The organism is Halorubrum sp. Ea1 (assembly GCF_002252965.1).
GTDB lineage: Archaea > Halobacteriota > Halobacteria > Halobacteriales > Haloferacaceae > Halorubrum.
This window is the reverse complement of record NZ_NHPG01000082.1, coordinates 32,529-48,189: the sequence shown is the minus strand read 5'-3', so window position 1 is coordinate 48,189 and position 15,661 is coordinate 32,529. Positions and strand designations below refer to the sequence as shown.

Annotated in this window: 11 protein-coding genes; 4 read left to right on the top strand and 7 right to left on the bottom strand. The window is 52.7% G+C overall.

What is annotated here, in order from left to right:
* Positions 1 to 114 precede the first annotated feature (114 nt).
* The 3 genes from DJ73_RS10380 to DJ73_RS10375 all read left to right on the top strand — a co-directional run bounded on the left by DJ73_RS10380 (position 115) and on the right by DJ73_RS10375 (position 4,324).
* Complete coding sequence (locus DJ73_RS10380; protein WP_141212945.1) at positions 115 to 2,238, top strand: Lrp/AsnC family transcriptional regulator; 2,124 nt, start codon at positions 115 to 117, stop codon at positions 2,236 to 2,238.
* 446 nt (positions 2,239 to 2,684) lie between these two features.
* Positions 2,685 to 3,263, top strand: a complete 579-nt coding sequence (locus DJ73_RS19785) for a hypothetical protein (RefSeq protein ID WP_141212944.1) — start codon at positions 2,685 to 2,687, stop codon at positions 3,261 to 3,263.
* Complete coding sequence (locus DJ73_RS10375) at positions 3,260 to 4,324, top strand: Kiwa anti-phage protein KwaB-like domain-containing protein (protein WP_094557913.1); 1,065 nt, start codon at positions 3,260 to 3,262, stop codon at positions 4,322 to 4,324. Before DJ73_RS19785 ends, DJ73_RS10375 begins: the two co-directional genes overlap by 4 nt.
* A gap of 47 nt (positions 4,325 to 4,371) precedes the next feature.
* On the opposite strand, the gene DJ73_RS10370 is transcribed toward DJ73_RS10375, so the two are convergent.
* The 7 genes from DJ73_RS10370 to DJ73_RS10340 form a co-directional block, all read right to left on the bottom strand.
* Positions 4,372 to 4,761, bottom strand: coding sequence for a hypothetical protein (locus DJ73_RS10370; RefSeq protein ID WP_094557912.1), 390 nt, complete (start codon positions 4,759 to 4,761; stop codon positions 4,372 to 4,374).
* A 471-nt stretch (positions 4,762 to 5,232) separates the two neighbouring features.
* Positions 5,233 to 8,745: an Eco57I restriction-modification methylase domain-containing protein gene (locus tag DJ73_RS10365; RefSeq protein WP_141212943.1), complete on the bottom strand. Its 3,513-nt coding sequence runs from the start codon at positions 8,743 to 8,745 to the stop codon at positions 5,233 to 5,235.
* Between the two features lie 269 nt (positions 8,746 to 9,014).
* Entirely contained in the window at positions 9,015 to 9,605 is a 591-nt protein-coding gene (locus tag DJ73_RS10360) for a site-specific integrase (protein ID WP_094557910.1), read from the bottom strand.
* Between the two features lie 415 nt (positions 9,606 to 10,020).
* On the bottom strand, positions 10,021 to 11,508 hold the full coding sequence (locus DJ73_RS10355) for a tripartite tricarboxylate transporter permease (RefSeq protein ID WP_094557909.1): 1,488 nt from the start codon (positions 11,506 to 11,508) through the stop codon (positions 10,021 to 10,023).
* A complete protein-coding gene (locus DJ73_RS10350; RefSeq protein WP_094557908.1) occupies positions 11,508 to 12,002 on the bottom strand; it encodes a tripartite tricarboxylate transporter TctB family protein in 495 nt (164 codons plus the stop codon). Before DJ73_RS10350 ends, DJ73_RS10355 begins: the two co-directional genes overlap by 1 nt.
* Positions 12,003 to 12,014: 12 nt before the next feature.
* Positions 12,015 to 13,082, bottom strand: a complete 1,068-nt coding sequence (locus tag DJ73_RS10345; protein WP_094557907.1) for a tripartite tricarboxylate transporter substrate binding protein — start codon at positions 13,080 to 13,082, stop codon at positions 12,015 to 12,017.
* A gap of 959 nt (positions 13,083 to 14,041) precedes the next feature.
* Positions 14,042 to 14,647, bottom strand: a complete 606-nt coding sequence (locus DJ73_RS10340; RefSeq protein WP_094557906.1) for a site-specific integrase — start codon at positions 14,645 to 14,647, stop codon at positions 14,042 to 14,044.
* Between the two features lie 330 nt (positions 14,648 to 14,977).
* Between DJ73_RS10340 and DJ73_RS19780 the strand changes: the two genes are divergently transcribed.
* Positions 14,978 to 15,610: a hypothetical protein gene (locus DJ73_RS19780; protein WP_141212942.1), complete on the top strand. Its 633-nt coding sequence runs from the start codon at positions 14,978 to 14,980 to the stop codon at positions 15,608 to 15,610.
* Positions 15,611 to 15,661 lie beyond the last annotated feature (51 nt).

The window sequence follows — 15,661 nt, the reverse complement described above, 5'->3', positions numbered from 1 at the left end:
TGCTAAAGGGGAGTTCGCACCTGATACAACTAGTGTCCACCCAAATAAAATGGGGTGTCGCGCGAGCCGACCCGTGGCTCCGCGCGCCAGTGGCGACGGAGGCGGGTGGTCACAGTGACCGACCCGGACGACTTCTTCGGACAGCTCGACGAGGCCGAGGCGGTCACTGACGACCAAACGGACTCTATCGGTACATCGGTCGAGCAGACGGAAGCGGACGCACTTCGAACAGACGCGGATACGACAACCAACTCAACTACAGCCACAGAGTCACGGCGACGAACCGTTGACTCCCGATACATCGCTAGATGTCGATTCTGTCGGTGTAAATTCAAACAACACCGTATTGCGGTGAGGCACGAGGGCAGGTGCGACACTGAAGCAGTCTCACAGTGTCGATACTGCCGCGAGACGCATACCCGGGACGACGACCCGGCCCACCATCTCAAATCGTGTGAGGCGTACCAGCGTGCCGAGAAGCGTCTCGAAGAACAGGGCAACTCGGATGCGACCGACACTGACGAGGCCACCGAGGCGGCCGGTTCTGATGACGAACACTTCGCCCGTACGTTCATCGACCCGCAGCCCCACGAGTTCCACGCCTATCTCAAATGGAACTGTGAGCACCTCGATAATCCGCTCAGATCGTACTTCGGCCTGCGCTCCCTCCAGGGAGAGCACGACTTCGAGCAGCACGGGTGGCTCAGAACGACGACCGAAATCGACGGCAGCGACTGGAACGTAGCGTTTGCGTTCAAAGACTCTGGTTTCGCCCCTAGAAAAACTGATAATTTTGAGCTTGAAGAGGTGAAGGAGTATAGAATCTATGTATTCCCCAAAGGATACGATTCGTATGCCGACGCCAAATCAGAGGCACGGAAGCGCGCCTACTTCTGTATATCCCCTCGGTGGCCGGACATGGAGACGAAGGAGGGTAACAAGGAGATGTCTAGCACCGGTTTAGAGGGGTATAATGTACAGGTCGAGGGCTCATACTGGGATTTCGAACAGTACCCAACGGTGCTCCGGCAGTCGCTCGATGCGCTCGCGACGCGTCAGGGATTCCGATTCAACAGTCCGACACCCATCTACCCGGCCGATTTCGATGAGGATCGGCTCCATAGTTCTTCGAATATCGTCGACGCAGAGCTGTACGTCAGAGTGCTCTTAGGAGAGACCGGTGAGGTCATCGCGTACGATGGGACGCTTCACGAGATCTCTCTGTTGCTCGCCGGCGACCGCGAAGGGTACACGAAGTCGGTTCGTGACGACCGAGAGTGTCCCGGTCACTATCACACTGCGACTATCGATTCTCGCCGTGCCGGCGAATTAGTCGGCAGCCATGAACTGGCGAAGGAATTCAAACACTACCACATGCGCAACCCCGACGCCGTCGAGGGGACAGCGCTCGAAAACCCAAAGATTGGCGTCTCCTTCCAGCACTCGATCCACGACGGCACAGTGTACTGGAGTGACCTCAACACGCTCATCACCGAGCTCGACGAGGCGCTGTTGAACATTCTCAACTGGTCGAGCATTCCCACTCGCCCGGACGGCCAGATGTTCGTTGCGGACGATTACTTCGAGGTGACCGGCTCTCGTCGGTGGCGGAAGATCCTTCCCGACAGTCTACCGCGAATCGAGACCAAACAAGACGACCAGATCTTCGGGACGGCGACACAGATGAACGAGACGGACACGGAGCTGGTCGAGACGCTGCTCACGGACGGTGGAGAGACGTCGCCGAAGGACTTGGCCCATTCCATCGGTGTTCATCTCGACACCGTCTATCGTGCTCTCAAGCGGCTCTCGCCGCTTGTGGATCATACCTACGGAGAGGTTCAAATCGGGTCGAAATACATCGCACAAGAACTGACGGGCTACATAGATTCGGTGTCGAACAGCATCAAGTCCGGTCTTGAAAACGCGCTTGATGGGCTCACCAGAGCAGAGGCTCACGGCGGCGACGACGACCCGTGGAGCAGATGGCTCGACAGGTACGGCGGAGAAATCAGTCGGACAGAAGGGGCGGATCCCGACAAACTTGACGTCGGTTTCCAGCCCGATTCCCTCGCTGAGGCGCGTCGGCTCCTCCGGAGTGGAGCGAGCCAGTGGTCGAAGGTAACGGACGAGAAGATCCGGAAATTCGCGTTCGAGTTCGCGCCGAAGATCACTCTCGTCGACGGCCGTGTATACGAGCCCCGCCACTTTGCGGACGCGTTAGGAACCCCCGGCTAGCGGGGGGCTGGTGAGAGGCATCACTATCGATCCGAGTGATTAGCGGCCTATTCTGCTGCTTTCGCAGGGAGTTCGCGAGTGTTTCGTTGATGATCTGTTCCTTGAGCGCCCGCACCGTTTCTCCCACGGCTGTAACTTCGAGGTGGGGTACCCAACTCTCAGTTACGTGTGTGGCTAAGAAGCCACATGAATAAACTACTGCCTCGCTTCGCTCGGCAGATTCCAGCAGAAACGCGGGTTGGTCGGCGCGCCTGACTCGGCGCGCCTTACTCATCGGGTCACGACTGATGGAGGCGCTTTTCAGAACATAGGAAGGGCAATTGATCGTCCATGAATCAGCGAATAACACAAATCGAGCGGTACGATAGGTTTGATATTGTTAATCTCAAGTATGTATTCCAGAAGTGATTTTTATATTGGGGGGAGAACATGAAGACGTATTAAATATGTCCGAAGAGGGAATCTATGACGAGAAATATATTGGTTTGCTAACAGCAGCCGCCTATTTTCCATTATATATTTTACTTCCAATATTATTTATTGGATATCCACTGATATCGTTAGATAATATATTGTCAGTCCTGTTATTTTCGTTTGGGATTGTATCCGCAGTCTACTCACGCCAAATGATTGAAAATGCTAGGGATAGAGGAGGTGCTCAGTACACAATCCAGAATACCACTGATAAAAATCAAGAAATTGTTCAATTTATCGTAGTCTATATTGCTACTTTTTTGATACTTCGGGATCCTTCTACGGTTGGTCTCAGAGTGTTATTAGTTGTGTTATTCCTGTTCTTGATGACAATATACACTCAATATAAATTGTCACTTGTGTATAATAATCCCGTATTTGCATTCCTTGATTATCGAGTTTATGCTGCTGATATCAATCGGCCGGGAGATCCAGATCAACAAATGAGAGCAGTCATTATACTACGTGGACCGGATGAGCCCGGAGAAGACTATCTGCTTCTAAGAAGAGTTTTTAAAGGCAGGGAGATATACGTTTCAACTGACGAATGAGTACCATTACTGAATCAGACTCTGCAGAAGACAGTGATGAGGATTCTGAAAACAGTGATGTTATATCGAGATCAGATATCGAGGATGTCATAGAAGATCTAGATTCTTTAGAAACGGGTACTCAGAAAGAACTTATTGCTGCATCCCCCGATGATTCAGGATATGATTTTTGGAAAGTGGATCTGGACTCGGAATTAGTCGGGAATCTGCCGGAATTGGTAAAAAAATGTCTACAGGGTGGTGGTGTCTATTCAGATGATGATGAACTCTCATATCATATTGAACAATATCATCCATCTAATATCGGGGAGGAACAGCTGGTGCAATACGTCTCTCCGAATAAAGTTAGAGACGAGTACTATGAACAGCTAACCTCTACCGAACCGCACCAGGGTGTCAGTACATACGAAAAAAATAGGCGCCCTAGTTTTCACGCAATTAGAATAAAGGAACCAAGTTCTGACTCGCCTATTATCGGATTCCAACAGTTCACTCGCAGGCAGATCTTCGGGCGGACCTCATTCTTCAACATCCATTATCTCCAAGGGGATGACAAATATGAAGAAATTACTGACGACATTAGAGGAATTCCAAAACGTCTGGATGCAATCTACGTTGACGGCAAATTTCTTTGTATGGATCAGCGACGGTTTGAGACCATATTTGATTTCATGGATATGTTCCACGAAGAGACTGGAGATCTTCGAAATAATCTAGAGAATGGCCCGGTCTATATTGATGACTACGAAGTATTTGAAGATGCTATTAATAAATTCCCTAACGCTACCAGAAAACTATTTGAAATAAGTGAGAACAATCGATATGAATATATAACGCCGACAAAAGCTGAGACGGTTATCAACGAATTTGACGTATTCTCAGATGCAGATAGAGAAGATCCAATTGAATTCAGCAGAGACAACGACGATAACCTTCAGATCACCATGTCAAGTGAATTTAATATATGGCCTGTACTCAGACTTTTAAATGATGACCATTTGGAGTCTCCTCTGATTGACGAGGCTAGATATATCTCATTAGGTAAGAAAGAAATAGATTGATAACTGTTAGCGTGGTTGCACAGCTGATTCTTCGCTGCCCTCAGTCGTTAGCCGGTAGCGTAGCTAACTTTCCGATTACCGAGAGGGTAGGTGTCGGTCGCCAGCTCGTCTCTGATGAACGAGCGGATGTCGTCTGCCGACTTGGAACGGACCTCCGACACACGGCTGGGTGCAACGCTCTTGACGATCTCGACGAGGCTCTTACGATCCTCAGGGAGCACCACCGGACTGTCTAGCCCGGGAATGTCGTGGCCGACGATGTACCGACCCTGCTCGCGCTGGATCTGGTCATTCTCCCACATCACCCTGCACCGTCCAGTGACGTAGTTTTGGCTGTAGCCGGTTGCATCCGCGATCTCCGCGGGTCGAGCCGCGTAGTCGATGCTTTTCAGGAACTCAACGATGTCGTCATCTGCGGGCTTCTTGTCGTAACCCATCTAGGTCTTAATTGTGCTAATGGGACCCCTCGGCGAAAGTTAACCCTAAGGAGGAGGGCCGATATACTCCTCTTGAGGCTACCCCGCCACAGGGTTGAGTCGGTCATCCCTGTTGGCACAACAAGGGGTGACCTCGACTGACAACCGGGGCACCTGTCTGCTTGGATGGCGGTAGGTGTCCCGACGACGGTTCTCCTGTCCTGTCGGCCATTCATGAGTTTACTTTACGCGACAACGTAAGACACTGGCACGTAAAAACGGTTCCGGGGGCAGAGTGAAAGTGAAATATAACGCTATAAATCGCAGGACTAAGGCGGCTTTTCTCTTGAACTAAAGGGGGGTTGAGAGGCGTATTTCACGGCCAAAGCGCGTATATGAATTCTGGGATAGTCACAATTCATCGATCTACCAGACCTGTACAATATAAGATCGACAAGTTCGGAGAGATCCAAACTAGCTGCTGTGTCTAACCTAATTGTCGTCAGCAATTATTGGTTCGTATGACAAGTCTTGGTTCCCTGTACCTGCCCGGGCACTCCCCTCGCCAAGGTCGGTCAGATAACTTTGCGTATATTTCACCTGCTCATCGCTCAAGTTATAGAGTTCGCCGGTCAGTGCGTCAACATCGTTAATAATCGGGCGGAGCGAACTCATCCGGAAACTGGACCCACTGAAGGAATCACTCATCCGTGACCAGAGAGTATCAGCGAGTTCAATAATCTCATCATCATACTCCTCAATTGTCGACTCATCTGGCCACGGGAACGCTGATAGCTGCGTCCAATTGTGATGGTGTTGGTTTCCGTAAGTCATCCAATATACGTAATAGAGTGAGGAGTTCAAAACGAGGAACGCCGTCTTTTGCTCTAGCTCCGTACCGAAGTATACCGGATCTACCTCACGAGCTTGGTATAACTCTTCCAGCATCGGATTGATCCAGTACCCAACACCTTCACGTCTCCAAACTGGATGGATACCGTCCTCGGGCTGATTTTGTTCATATTTGTCCTCAAAGACAGTATCTGAATGGTCTTTCAATTGTGATAAGATATTCCGCTTTACTTCCCCTCCGATTTTTGGCAGCAGCGGCCCGCCAGAGCCGTCTCCACCAATTTTGTCCCGAAGAATTAGACCATCGACAGGACTATAATCGAGATTCTCGAATCGTTTTTGCCTGTTGTCGCGATTGAATACCGTGAAGTCGCTGGTATAGATTGTCCCTGTCTTTGACGCGTTTTTTTGACCGGATATGAGCGCGACCCGGACTAGGGCGTTCTCGAAGACGCCGACCCGCCCCCACATCCCGAAGCAGGCGACTCGGGCGGGGTCGAGCGCATCGCGTAGCAGGTCGTGGAACTCCTCTAAAGAGGACTGGTAGATCAGCCGGAGCGTCGTGACATTCCCGAAGTACCCGCCATCAGCCGTCAGTTGTAGCTGACGCTCAACGAACGGTGCGGACACGTCATTCACCGACCCCGTCAGGTAGGGCGCGGTAAACATTTCCTCGTTCTGATTCAGGATGTCACCGTAGGGCGGGTTTCCAATCACAACGTCGAACTCGATATCTGGATGCATACCGTTCGCTTCGTCCAGTGGAAGCAGTTCGGGGAATTCGATGTCCCAGTGTAGTGGCTGCCCAGAAATGTGATCGAGGTCGTAGCGCGTCGGCTGGCGCTCGACAGTATCAAAAACGAACCCCGCATCGAGGAGTCGGCGAAGATCTTCAACGATGGCACGGTGTTCGGCGAGCTCACCGCGCGTGCTGGTGGCGTTCTGGATCCGCTCCTCCACATCGAGCTTTGCGCTCTTGTTAGTGTCACGCCAGTCCTGCCACTCGAATCCGGCGTCGTCGAGGAGGTCCTTGTCGTCGTCAGTGAGTGCGAGGGAGTCGCCATCAGCATCCCAGCGCTGGACTTTAACCGACTGCACGGTTGGGTAGAACTCCTCATCCGGGATCGAGGCAACTAGCGCGTCGAACTCCTCAACGCTCGTCACCTCTGACTCAAACGTATGGGTGAGGTTGCGGAGAAACTTTTCATCGCGATCCTTGCGGATCCGCTCTTCGAGGTCCATCACTTCCTGGCGGGTGCCCTCGTTCTCGAACTTGTAGGCACGTCGCTTTTTTGCGAGCGTGGGCAGACGCTCATCGATCGCACCAAATTGCGTCTGCACGTCACCACGAACTGGGAAGCCAACGAGTGAGTTACCTGCGACGATGTTCACGTCGATATTCGGAAGACGACCAAATTCCTCCTCCCAGCTGTTCCCCTCGATGATCTTCAGCCAGACGCGAAGCTTCGCGATCTCGACGGCGATATCGTCCACGTCGACGCCGTATATGGCACGTAGCGCGATCTTCTGTTTCGCGTCGTACCGCTCTCGGGGTGAGGGCTCCTCACCACCGTTTAGGCCACGGAGGATCGACAGTTGCACTTGGTGAAGTTCCTCCATCGCCGTCGTCAGGAAGTGACCAGAGCCGCAGGCGGGGTCGAGGATGGTGATGTCTGTGAGTCGATCGAGCACATCCTCTAGAGCTTCAGGATTTGCCCCGTACATGCCTGCCCCGTCCTCAACGAACCGGAGTATCTCGCTTAGATCAGTCTGCTCGATCTGGCTGCGTACGTACTCCTCAGAGTCATCGTCGGAGTGTGCGATGAATGCCTCGACAAAGAGGTCTTTCACCTTGGGATCAACCGTCTGCTGAGAGAGGTGGCGGGTTACGTCGTTTGGAGTGTAGTACGCGCCGATCTCCTTCTGCCGCCCCTCCTCACCGCCGATGTGGTTGATCGTCTTCTCAAACACGCTGCCGAGGATTGCAGGGTCGAAATTCTGACCGTTCATCTCCAGTTGGTGACCCTCAATTAGATCCTCAATAATGATTGGCAGCGTCCGATCCACGAGGTTATATTGTGACTCGTCCGGGACGTTCTCGCGGAATAGCCCACCGTTCAGATAGGGTACGTCGGCGTATCGGCCCGCGCGGAGCTTCGGGTGACGCTCGTCTTCGTCGGTATTAAACAGGTCGTAGAATAGCGGCTTGATGTACGCCTCGTAGAGTGTCCCTGGGATCGAGTCGGTGTTCTCCTCGTAGTCGCGGACGAGCGTTCGCAGGAATCCGTTCGGGAGCACGTCACGGGTTTCGAGGAACTTGATGAACAGCAGACGATTCATCAGTGTGACGGCAAACAAATCCTGCTCCTTCTCCGTTGCAGTCGATGGGGCCTTAATGTCGTCGCGAAGGCAAGTATCATACTCATGCTCATCACTCTTGCCGAACAGCAACTCGATATACAGCTCGTAGAACTCCTCAACGTTCGCACTCCGCGTGTCACGGAATTTCTTCGGAGCAGTCTGCGTCAGCAAGGTGTGCAGATTCCCCGGCTCGAACACGGAGATGAACGACTCCAGCGTCCCCTCCACATCCACGTCGTCAAGGGAACCGGGGCCAATATGTCCAAGCTCCCGAGCGACCGCGTTGATGATCGGTCGTAAATCCACGCGTTCGACCTCGTTGAACTCAAGGAAGTCACCACCATGTTCGGCTCGGTAGACAACCCACTCGAACCCGTCCGTGGCGATCCCGTAATCGGGCCATGCTTTGTTCGAGAGGTAATCGCCGACTAGCTCCTGTTCAGCAGTCTCGATCTTGTTTGGTGATTTGTTTTCACCGATGACGATGAACTCACCGCCGCGCTCGACTATGCGAAAATCGGGAGCTTCCCGCTGTGTTGTACCTGCGGCTGCTCGCTGACTAGCGGGACGTCCAGGTTCCCGATTGAGGCCAACAGCCTCGATTAATGGCCAAATGAGGTTTCCCTCAGTCCATTCTTCAGGTCGGTTGTCGAGTGCTTTGATTGTGAGTGTCTCATCCCCTGCGAGAATCTGCTCGATCTTATGTGGGTCGGATACAGTCGAAGCAAGATTGTCGAGAAAGTCTTCGATAACCTGTCTCAGTCCTGTGATTTGAGCAGAGTGAGGTGACATAATAATACTAATTCAGCTGGATATCTCGTACTCACACTCCCTATTGGTTTACTTTCCGGTCGTGGTCACGTCTGGAAGTTCAATACTGTCTTGTGCTACATGCGCGTGACATTCGTCTATTACCAACCACTGGTATCAGCTAATAACAGGATGAGGAGGGTATCGGGCCACCACCGACTACGAGAACGGAGTACAATTGGTCCAGTTTCTTGGACAAGTCGTTAACGTCTCTCCCACGACAGACGATAATTGAAACTGCATTTTGTAATCTAGAGCCAACCCACTTTCTCACGAGCTCGACGTTGCGCTGCTGGGCTATACGTCCCCTTGTAGTGGTCGAGGAACGTCTCTAAGTCCTCCCACCCGCCCCAATCAAGCACCAAGAGCGGGTCTACCTCTTTCTCAGCGAGTGACGTCGCCCATGTTCGACGGAGGTCGTGTGTTGAGAGATACGTCCAGCCCTCGTCGTCAGTGTCCTCGGCCAACTGTTCGCGAGCATTTTTCACCCACCGACGCAGCGAGCGCGTTGACTGTATCGAGAGGATCGGCTCATCAGACGGTGCGTCGCGAACGTCACCGATTGTCTGGATAGTGGTTGCGAGATTCGCCGGCATGGGCGTCTCACGGTATTTTTCTCCTTTCCCGTCTGGTACCCGGAGTATTGGGCCCGCATCTGTGCTAGCGACGTCCTGCGGAGCGACATCAGTGATCTCTGCAGACCGTAGGCCGCAACGCGCCCCGAGCTCGAAAGCGACCCGGTGCTCGGTGTCGCTTGCGATATCGACAAGTTGCTGTACTTCCGTTTGACTGAGCCACACCTTCTTGCCTGCATCGTCTTCTTCGTGGTCCCGCAGATTCATCGTAGCGTCCGGTTATCAAGCTAACCGGACATAAAAGCGAGGTCTGTATCCCAATTCGAGGCTATTCTGGGTTGATAGAAGCTAGATGCGTCCGGCTTCTCCCCAAGAGCCGGACACACAATTCTGGTGGCCCTCTTTTTGCGGATCGACTTGAAATTGGTTGGGAGAGAAACCACAAGCAGTCACAGTAATAGATCAGGAACCAACCGGCAGATGGTCAGAACGTGAACGCTGTAGCTATGGCTCATAACTGTGTGACCGCACGACGGGGACCGACGGCTCAGCGGGCTTGAGACTTTATTGAATCATCAGTATCTGACCATCTTAGTACCATCCTACGCACGCTGAGGACTTTGCAGGTCTTCATCCGATCAGAGCAATTTAAAAATGTATGATGTATAAAAATTGAACACCGCTACTCGAGAGCCCGCCGTTCACGGAAGCGTTGTACCAGTGGATAAGTCACTGACAACAGACTCAACAGTAATATCGTCACCGTGAGTGGATTTTCAACGAAGACCCCTAGCTCTCCACCAGAGAGTTGTAGCGACCGGCGAAGATTTACTTCGGCTATCGGACCAAGTATTAGCCCGAGCACCATTGGTGCTAGTGGGTAATCCTCAACGCGCATGACATAACCGAGCATCCCAGCGCCGATCGTGGTCCAAATGTCAAGTGGATTTCCTCTAAGCGCGTACGCGCCAACTAGCGAGAGAACAAAGATAACCGGCCACAGGTACTTCGGGGGGAAAGAAATAATCCGGGCCCAGAAGCGTGCGCCGAGGAGGCCCACAACTAGAATGACAATATATATTAAAAAGAACCCAACGAAGATCGAGTAGACGAGTTCCGGCTCGTCTTGGAAGAGGGCAGGTCCAGGACGGATTCCGTGGACCATCAGTGCTCCAATAAGAATTGCCGTTACCGAGTCGCCAGGGATCCCGAGGGTAAGAGTCGGAATTAGCGCTCCGCCGGTCGAAGAATTATTCCCCGATTCGGCGGCTGCAACACCGCGGATGTCACCGTGCCCAAACGTACCATCATCGAGCCACCGTTTTGCCTCGTTGTAAGTGACAAAAGAAGCAATGTCTCCCCCCGCCCCGGGGATTGCTCCAATGACGGTCCCTGCAACGCCTGAGACGGTTGAAAGTGGGAGAATTTGACTAAGCGTCTCCCTGTCTGGAATCAAGTTAGTGATATCCTGGTCGGTACCCGTATCATCCAAGCCTACTTGATATCGGTATAGTCCTTCAGCAATACCAAACAGTCCGATCATTACCGCGATAAATTGGATACCGGACGTGAGTGGCTGATATCCAAACGTGAATCGAGCCGAAGACATCACAGGGTCCAGCCCCACTGTCGCTAAAAACATCCCGAGTAGACCCGAGATGAGACCCTTAATCAACGAGTCCCCGCTCACACTGGCAATAATCGATAAACCGAAGACTGCTAATGCGAAGTATTCAGGGGAGCCGAATTCAAGTGCAAAAGTGGCGATCTGCGGCGATATAAACGTCAATAACACGACGCTCACGGCACCGCCGATGAAAGAAGCGATTGTTGCGACAGAGATAGCTTGGCCGGCCTTACCCTGCTCTGCTAGTGGGAATCCGTCAAAAACGGTAGCAGCAGCACTTGGTGTCCCCGGAGTACGGATGAGGATTGCCGGGATTGAGCCCGCGTACAGCGCCCCTCCATAGATACCCAGTAGAAGCATCATACCGGGGACAGGATCCATACTGAATGTAAACGACACTAACACCGCGACGGTCATCGTCGCGGTCATTCCAGGTAGTGAACCCATGATAATACCAATAAGAACTCCTGTAACAAGCAGGAGGAACGTTATTGGCTCCGTGACAGCACCGATCGCTCCGATGAGGTTCGCAGTGACACTCATCAGAGAATACCCACTGTCAAGGAGATAGCACGACCGAGTCCAAACGGCCCATCGGGAAGGGGTACATGAAGAAAGCCCACGAAAACGTTCTGAAGAACTGCACTAATCCCGAATGCGAGCGGTACAATCACCCGGAGATTATGTGCTCCCGAGTAATACATGACTGCGACGAGAAAGACTATCGTCGTGAGCAGGAAGCCAGCTAGTGGAAGTACGAGGGCATAACCGACGAGAAGCGTTACCGGGGCCCCGAACCGGATGATATCATCTCTTGTCACGGTCTTTCCAATCGGATCCCGCGACACAATTGCATCAACAAACTGTATCAACGCCAGTATAGCAATCCCTCCAGCGATGAACCGTGGAAACAGCGCTGGCCCAGGCGTCCCGCCAACCCCGCTGGGGAAACTCCTGCTGACGAAAAACACGCCTATAGCGAACGCTACTAAAAGAACAGAGCCGATCTCATCAGTCCGGGTGAATTCCAACGACATCAATACTTTCAGTTATTCCTCAAGATCCAGATTTGATATGAGTTCCTCAAATTCGCCATTCTGCTGATCCATGAATTGACCGAATTCTTCAGGGTCACGGTACACGAGGCCAAACCCATTATTATTCATAAACTCTTGGAAGTCATCAGAATCATAGACCGTTTTATACACGTCATGGAGCGCTGAAACAGTCTCGTCCGGCGTCTCAGCAGGGACACCAAGCCCTCGCCAAGCACCAACAATAATGTCGTAATCTGCATCTTGGAACGTCGGCGTGTCGGGGAAGATATCAACTGGTTCTTCACCCATAACACCGAGTATCTTGAGAGGCCCATCTTGAACTTGTGTAGCGACCTCTGCAGCACTAGCCGTCGTGGCCTCAACCTCGCCATTGACGACCGCTGTAGTAGCAGGGGCACCTCCATCATACCCGACGTGATTAACTTGATCCTGAATCCCCGACGCTTGTGCGAACCGCGCCGCTGCGAGATGCCAGATAGCGCCGATACCAGAGTTGGAAATCTGAATCTGCTCGTCAGTATCTTGAGCGTGTTCGACGAATCCCTCAATCGTATCGTATGGAGCGTCCTCGTGGACAGTCAAGGCAGCTGGGTCAAAATTGTACTGCATAACGGCTTTGAAGTCGTCGGGTGTGACGTCCGATATATCGAGATGTGAAATAGTACACACCTCAACAGTTAGCACCCCAACTGTTGATCCGTCTGGATCTGAGTTGGCGACCCGCCGGAAGCCTGCACTTCCGCTGCCGCCAGTCACGTTGCTCACAAAGAAGGAGGAATCAGATTGTTCCCCGGCCAACGATGCCAACTGTCTGGCAGTTCGGTCCGTTCCACCGCCGGCCGCCCATGGGCAGATCATCTCAATCTCGCTGGAAAGGGTATTGCTTCCAGAGTCTGTTGAATCTCCTCCGTCTGAGCCTCCAGACGATCCGTCACTGTCGCTGCTATCACTTCCGTCGCCGCCGTCACTGCCGCCCTGACATCCTGCTAGCGCGACAACCGATGCGGTTCCACCGACACCCTTGAGAAACGTTCGCCTCTTCGCAAACTTATCTGACATACCAGTCTGAAAACCATGACAAACATAAATAAAACCTTTGATCAGGAAATTCTAATACTGTACGACCGCGGCCTCAACTCCCCGGGAACTTTGAGGGAACCCTCCGAGAATCGGGTGCGTCAACGCAGTCCACCAGAGACGTCGTATTGCCTCCTAGCATGGTCGGTGGTAGCTGGCCGCGATATCGACCGATTTCGACGTTTCTGCTCGATCAAAACTGTCGAATTCGGATGTTACGAGCGCTGCTCTATCTCCCAGATCTGGGGACCCAACTGATGCCCAGTCCTCACCGGGGCGCTCCCCCGGGGTAGTCCCGGGAACCCAAGCCAACCCAACGGGGATCACCAGGCCTTCCCCAGAGAACCGGCTGCCGCCGGCGTGGCCCCTGAGAGGCATCACACCATCTCCCAGTACAATTGGTAGCGACTGAATTCGATGTCAGCCGTTTTCGCCGTTTCCGATCGAAGAATACTGTCGAATTCGGACATTTTGAGTATACGATTTTCGCCTGAGGTGAAGGCTCACGGAGAAGGCGGACGTCGGGACAATCCCCGGAGCCCCGACCAATTTTTTGTCTGTTGTCGGGGACCGTTTCCCCCCGAAAACCCCCTACTGACGGTACATGCCTTCGAAGACACCACACCGAACCCTGATCTTGCCGGCAGAAACACACCCCGATAACGGCTGGTTTTCCCGTTTTATCTCCGCTAGAACTGCCAAATTCGGATAGTCAGAAGGCTCCCTATTTGGGGAGCGAATCCCCTCGGTATCTGCCGGGACTGTTCCGGGGATACAGGGGAAGTCCCGGCCAATTCTCCCGGAGCATCCCAAGCCTCCCAGCCAACTCTCCCGGGGTATCCTCCAAAGCTCCCAGCTAATTCTCCCAGGGGATCGTCCGGGGTTCCTCGGCCAATTCCACTGGGACATCTCCAAGGTCTCCAGCCAATTACCCCGGAGCATTACCTGTGAAGCCCGGCGGACTCGAAGGCGTCGTCGACGACAGAGGGGGTTGGAGCGTTGAGGTACGGCTCGATGGCCTGGAAGGAGTCCCACCCGCCGGCTTGCATCACCACCCGGGGATTCATACTTTCCTCCACCAGCAACCGCTGGGCAAATCGCCGGCGAAGGTCGTGGGAGCTCACATGTCGATAGTCCGAATCCCCCGTCTCCTCGGCGGCGGCCTCGGCCGTGCGCTTGATTGCCGCCCGGACGCCCCGGACGGAGAGGTCGACGAAGGGTTGGTCGGGGGCGATGTTCTCGGCGTTTTGATACTGTCGGAGGGACCGCTCGACGTCCTTAGGGAGGTAGGCGTTCCGAGGCTTCCCGCCCGAGCTGGTGGTATCCTTTACCCGGGGCACCCGGAGACGGTAATGGTCGGCGTCGGTCTGCTGGACATGGGCCGGCTTGACTTGGGGGATCTCGAAGGCCCGGAGCCCGACGAACCCGCCCAATTGGAGCATCACGTCGTCTCGATATGAGACGGCGGCCCGACGGAGTTGGTCGAGATCATCGTCGGTCATCCACACTTTGTACGTGTCTTCACCCTCCGTCGCCTCAGGTCGCATGTTGGTTACTATAGTTTCCGTTGTGAAGTATCTTTTATCTGATTAGAATTACCTGGAATTGGGCCGACATTCGTCAGGAGGAGCCTGTCTCAAATCAATTCACTTCCGGGTTATCTGATAAAACGGCACCCTATTCACACGCCCAAGATGTCTCTAGGATTTTTGAGACTACAATCTAAATCCTTGCTTGTGGATTGCCGGTTAATCTAAAATAAGAGCAAATGATTTGACCCCATTATTTCAACTTGGAACCGATTGTATCCCAATTCCAGATTATCCAGAGTGGCCTGTAAATTGATATGTATGGGCCGTTCATATAGATTAAGATAAATGAGTTCAAATCAGAGCGAGCAGGTATTTCAAAAGTATCTCACTGAGGATGCAATTGACGCACTAAGTACATTAACTGATGAACAGATAGATTCAGAATTGGCAAAGGCAAAACTCCGAGAAACGATCTCATTAGGAACCGATATTGAGGCACCTGATCGTGAATTTAATCCACATGAAATTGTTGCCACCAAGCAAGGGGGCACCTCAGTAAAACCGGCTAACGTAGAACTGAATGTCATGGATGCTGCCAAGGCATTCACAACTGGTGGGTTGGCTGTTGGAAGTGCATTCGGGATGCCTATATTGACCTATCTAGCGGTGCTCTCAATTATCATCGCCGGGCGAGACTTGACCGCTGAAGACTTGTCCACTGAGACAGCGGTCGTTTACTCGATGGTTCATCAATACGGATCCGACGGCGGAGTGACAAAGAAAACACTGTATCAAAAAAGATCAGTTGTTGAGGACTACGTCGACATGCCTCTCACACTCTCTCGAGATACCGTTAGTACTGCTCTTGATCAACTGTGTCGAATCGAGGCCGCCCGTGTTGCAAATGAAAACACAGGTACAGACCAACGATATATACCACAAGAGCGCTGCGTGTTCACTTGGAATCTTCCTGACTAAACTAACGTTATCGGGGTGTGTATAGTCCGAATATCCAATCTGTAACCGGGA